The 5,561-nt window shown below is 36.7% G+C and carries 5 protein-coding genes; all 5 read right to left on the reverse strand.

Annotation, left to right across the window (positions count from 1 at the left end):
* On the reverse strand, nucleotides 1-644 hold a 644-nt coding region (locus HMPREF2801_RS00240; RefSeq protein ID WP_371327445.1), incomplete at its 3' end, for a coiled-coil domain-containing protein.
* Nucleotides 619-858, reverse strand: coding sequence for a conjugal transfer protein (locus HMPREF2801_RS00245; RefSeq protein ID WP_070609902.1), 240 nt, complete (start codon nucleotides 856-858; stop codon nucleotides 619-621). The genes HMPREF2801_RS00245 and HMPREF2801_RS00240, both read right to left, overlap by 26 nt.
* A 12-nt stretch (nucleotides 859-870) precedes the next feature.
* Nucleotides 871-3,003, reverse strand: a complete 2,133-nt coding sequence (locus HMPREF2801_RS00250) for a CHAP domain-containing protein (protein WP_070609904.1) — start codon at nucleotides 3,001-3,003, stop codon at nucleotides 871-873.
* Nucleotides 3,004-3,007: 4 nt separating this feature from the next.
* Nucleotides 3,008-5,437: a VirB4-like conjugal transfer ATPase, CD1110 family gene (locus HMPREF2801_RS00255; RefSeq protein ID WP_007894666.1), complete on the reverse strand. Its 2,430-nt coding sequence runs from the start codon at nucleotides 5,435-5,437 to the stop codon at nucleotides 3,008-3,010.
* Nucleotides 5,349-5,561: PrgI family protein (locus tag HMPREF2801_RS08980; RefSeq protein ID WP_148130057.1), on the reverse strand; the 213-nt coding region annotated here is incomplete at its 5' end. The genes HMPREF2801_RS08980 and HMPREF2801_RS00255, both read right to left, overlap by 89 nt.

Raw genomic sequence — 5,561 nt, forward strand, 5'->3', positions numbered from 1 at the left:
TTATTTTCCTTTTCTTTTTTCATTTTCTCTTTTAGGCTTTCAATTTCAGCTTCAAGGTCTTTGATTTTCTCCTTTTGCTTATCGCTTAATTTATCCTTGTCCTTAATTTCCTGATTTAGCTTATCAAGTTTTTCCTGAAGTTCCTTAGATTCCTTTTCCATTTTGGAAATGTCATCTTTGCTAAGCTCTGTTTGAGTTCCCTTATCTTCTGCCTTTGGAGTTTCTGTCTGCGTGCTTTCCTCTTGCTTTGGTTTTTCTTCCTGTGTCTGCGTTTCTTTATCCTTAATCTCAATCTTTGCTACTTTACGGATAATTTCATCTTTCCCATCACCTTTAACTTCATAAAATAGAAATTCATCAATAAATTTCATACCATTAGGTAGCATTGGAAGATCTCCGCTATCAAGAAGCTGCCCCTTTTCAGCCTTAATCTTTTCTTCCTTAAAGACCTTTTCATCTTCAAAAATATATTTAACATTCACCTCCACTTCTGTTTGGACAGCCTTATCGCTTGTAGGAATATCCGCTGTTCTTTGCTCCTGTGCGTAAACAACCGTCCAAATACCTAAAATGCAGCTTATACTTACAAGCAGTGCAAGTGCTGCCGCCCATAATTTCTTATTCTTTTTCAAACTGGTTTTCATTTGTTTTCTCCTTTTTCACTTCTGCTTTTTCTCTGTTTACTTTTGCCATTAAATCACTGATTGTAATGTTGTTCTTTCTACAAATGGCAATAATTTCTTCGTTTTCAAGTTCTTCCTCACGAATGAACAAAGGCTCCAATTCTTCATCAATCAGAGCCTTTTTATCCTTTAACTTCTTTATTCTGTTTTTTACTGCTTTCAGTTCTTTTTTCAAATTGTGTCCTCCTTATCTGTTTACATTTGGCGGAAAGCCGAAGCCTACTGGATGATGCTGACAAAAAGATGCTATCCAATCATCTAAGGTAGTTACTCTGATTCGCCCGATATTATCTATTACCTTGCCATCGCCTATATAAATGCCTACATGACCATAGGTGAGTCCTGCTGTACTTCCGCTGCTACTACTTTCAACCGCAACAAGCATTCCCACCTTGAGTTTTGATTTGTCTGATGTAAAGGTATAGTTTCGATACATATCACAGGCATTTCCGCCAATATATCCAAGTCCTGCATTTTGATAGACCTGCGACACCCACATAGCACACCAGCCTGCACCCGGAGATGGCGTAATGTATGCAGCATTTACAATCTTCTTTTGAACTTCCGTAGAAGCCTCATACTCTTTCCCGCCTCCGATACCTCCATTGGAAGCAATAAGGTCGCTATTACCAAAGGCTTCTCCCATATTGCCTTGAGCAAGGAATAGGGCTTCATAGTGTTTCAGATTGTCAGGATAGTTTGCAAAAACCTTTCTGATAATGCTATCCATCTCTTTTTTATGAAGTGTTACAATCAGTTTCTTGTACTCGTAAGGTTCTTCATGGCTTTCGGTATATTCATTTCCATCTTCATCGGTATAAGTTTCTGTAACTGTCCTATATCTGATTTCCACTTCTTCCTTATACTCAAGGTCATACATGGACTTAAAAAGCTCATTTAATACGGAACTTACTTCTGATACATTCTTTACTTCTCCACACCTTGATGTAATGTAGGATAAAAGCTCGTGGACATTATGACCGATGTACTCTGTGTTATTTAGGATGTACTCGTCATATCCGGGATAATTTTCTTCTACATTGTCAACCTCACTTTGAAGCTCCTTTTCCATCTTCGAAAAATTCTCATTGATTTCACTTAGGACATTTGGCTTTGACAAATAGCTTGTTGTAAGAACAGAACTTGTGGAGTTCATAAAGCCCGTCATTCCCGTTCCTGCAAAGTTGATAAAGAAAGTTCCCAAAATAATAAGACCTATGAAAATAATCATAAGTCCCTTTGCTTTTCTTACTATAAATCTTTTTGAGCCTTTCAACGAGCCAATGAGGTTTTCTTTAATCCGATCTCTGAGTCTTGACTTATTCTCACGACGAATGGCTGCCTTTACCTGATTTTTCTTTTGAAATCTTTTATAGGCATTTGCTCTTTTATATTCATTCATCTTTTTCAGGTTCTCTTTGGCATCACGAAATTCAAGTTTCGATTTTCGCTTCCTGATTTTATAGTCCTTATTTGTAAGATCGTATCCTTTCTTCGCCTTTTTCTTATCAGAATATTTCTTTATGCCATGAATGAGTTTCGAGCTTGCGTCCGCTGTCTTTTCTCCTGCTTCCACCCCTTTGTTTTCATCGCTTCCATGGGATAAGTAATCTCTTACGGTTTCACTTCCTTTAGCAAGTCTTGAAAGGGCAGATACTTTTACCATATCTTTCTTTAGCTTTTTCTTCTGCTCTTTAGAAAGTCTGCTATGAACTTTTTCGCTGACAGCATCTGTTCCCGCCTTTTTACCTTCAGTCTTATTTTCCTTTGATACATCTTCTTTTTTTCTTGTATAAAGGCTTTCGGTGTAGTTTTTCCTCTTATACTTTCTCTTTTTAGCCTCATAACTTTTAGAGGAACTTCCAATAAACTCATCTTTTTTATGGAGATTATCATCCACATCATAAGTTGACTCAAAATAGTCGCTGTCCCTAAAGTCATTGTCATATCTATCTATGATTCCGTCATTGTCGAGGTCTTTTCCTAAAGGATCATAGATTATTCCATTTTTAACCTCCGTAATATAATCCGATCTTCCTGTTTCAGTGACAAAAGCTACGCTATCCTTATCAGAAGCTCTATACCTTGCATTTCTTTTGGAAGTTTTTCCGTTTTGTTCAGTTTCTATGCTTCTCTTACTGACCTTTTCATGCACCTTATCTTGAAATCGGTCTTTATCATGGACAATTTTTCCTCTGTAATCATCGTTATGCTTTAACTTACTTTCTTCAGGCTCTATACTGCCATTACTTTGCAATGTTTCCTTTTCTATCCTTGCTCTTTGCCTTTCCTTAAAGTCCTTTTTCAGTTTCTTTCCCATAAGCCTACCTCACTTCTTCAGGCTTGGTTGTCATCTTCTGATAAAGGATTGTGTCTTTCGGGAACTTATCAAGGAAAGGAACAATGGTATTTCCAAAGAACAAAAGTCCTTCTCCTGCATTGGAATTGGTTACATATTTTAGCTGTGGCTGTGAGATTTTAAGTTTCCTTGCTAAAATTTCTCTATCGCCGGAAGCCTGATTGAGCATTAAAACAAAGTCCGTATTATCAAAGATATTTTCAATTTCTTTACTCATCAGTAGGTCTTTGACATTCTGTGTAATGCCTGTCGGGATTCCCCCCCACTTACGAAATCTTTTCCAAATCTCTACGGAATAGGAAGCTGTCTGCTCGTCTTTTAAAAGCAAGTGAAACTCGTCGATATAGTACCTTGTAGCCTTATTTCCTCTGTTTTGCGATACCTTATTCCATACCTGATCCTGAATAACAAGCATTCCGATTTTTTTAAGCTGACTTCCAAGTTCCTTAATATCAAAACAAAGAAGCTGCTTATTTAAGTCTACATTGGACTGATGGTTAAATACATTAAGAGAGCCTGTTACATAAATCTCCATTTCCGTTGCCAGCTTTTTACCGACTTTTTCTTCCTGATTTTTTAACATATCATATAGGTTTTGAAGAATGGGCATATTACAAGGCTCTGGATTTTCGAAATACTTTTCATAAATCTTAGGAAGGCATCTGTCTATAACCGACTTTTCTTCTGCTGTAAGACCACTACCGCCAACTACTAATTCAAGCATCGACATAATGAAGTTTGCTTTGTCCTTTAGTGGTGCGTCCCCATCGCCATAGTTCATATTGATGTCAAGGGGATTTAGATAGTCTTTTGACTTACTACTGACCTTTATGACTTCTCCTTTAAACTGACGAACAAGGTTTCCGTACTCGCCTTCCGGATCGCAGATAATCACATCATCATCGGTTGTAAGAATGGCATTTGCCATTTCTCTTTTTGCACTAAAGGACTTACCACTTCCCGGAGTTCCGAGAATTAGACCGTTTGGATTTTTCAGTTTCTTTCTATCTGCCATAATCAGGTTATGGCTTAGGGCATTTAGTCCGTAATACAAACTGTTCGCCGAATTTATGAAAAGCTCCTCTGTGGTAAAAGGCATAAATACTGCCGTAGATGATGAGGTTAGTCCTCTGTCAATTTCAATCTTATTTACCCCAAGTGGAAGTACACTGATTAAGCCCTGCTCCTGTGAGTGATCAAGCCTTTTTAACTTGCAATTATGCTTATTGGCAATAGAGCTGATTTGAGAAATGGTATTGTCCAGCTTTTGAATTGTCCTTGCAAAGTTCATAAAGATAATGGTTACAACAAACATTCTTTCATCTCTTGTCTGGAGGTCTTTTAAGAGGCTTTTTACATCTTCTCCATAGGTGATTAAATCACTTGGAAGAATGTCCATATCATAACCGCTTCTTACAGCCTTTTTATTCTCCTCAATCTTCATCTTGTCAATATCGGTATTTTTTCTTTTTACCATCTTGATGGCTTCCGACTGTTCGATTGCCTTGATATGAAAAGAGATATTGATGTTATCATCTATATCCAAAAACTCAGCAAGCATACGGTCGGAAAGCTCACTTGCAAGGATTTGAAAATGACTTGCTGCTCCGATAAATTTTCCAAACTTAAAATACCTTGACGGTGTAAAGTTAAATTCATCAGGAACAATGTATGTCTTTGTGCTTTCTTTCTTCTTTAAGTCCTTATATGAAAATTCAAAGGTCTTATTCGGATTTAAAACATCATGAAGTATCTTCAGCCTTTCCTCTCCGTTAAGGCTTTCTGCTCTTACTCCCATACTTTTAAGACTCGATAATATATCTATCTCCAGTCTTTCCAGTTTTGATGTTGCCTGCTCTAAATTATCCGCTTCCACTGTAAAGGTTACATACTTTGATTTTTTCAGTCCGTTATTTCCCTTTACAATCTGACTTTTGAGCATTTCTCTAAACTCAAGGCGAATATCGTCAAACCCGTCCTTTTTATCCGGTATTTGAATAGCTGATTTCATTTCTTCATTTCTGCCAAGCTGATTGATATATGAAAACTCTATGCTGACACTTGGATCAAAGGAATTAAGAAAATTTGCAAACTGATTAAAAATCAAATCTCTGTCTTCTTCTAAGGCAAGCTGATAGTTTATATCCTCAAAGGCAATACTCTTATTAAAATGCTTTTCATCAATCTGACATATCCCGCTTTTTAAGAGTCTAAGATAGGGAATGGTATCTTCAACAGTGTATCTTTTCGGTTCTTTCCTAAAGATAAGGTCAAGTAATCCGCCCCTATCTTTTTTAGACTTTCCCTTATTTTGCTTTAAGTCCTGTTTTTGACTTCTTAACTTCTTTTGGTTTTGTTCTAACTTTAGCTGCTGAATTTTTCTTTTGTCTTTCAAGATAAACCTCCTTTCTCACTCTTTTTTGTGGCTGATAAAATTTATGAAGGTAAATATACTTAAAGTATTTCTCAAAGCTAAGTCCATCCTTTTCAAAAAGAGTGATAAAAAATATAGGGAGTGT

This window comes from Peptoniphilus sp. HMSC062D09 (genome assembly GCF_001811425.1).
GTDB lineage: Bacteria > Bacillota > Clostridia > Tissierellales > Peptoniphilaceae > Peptoniphilus_A.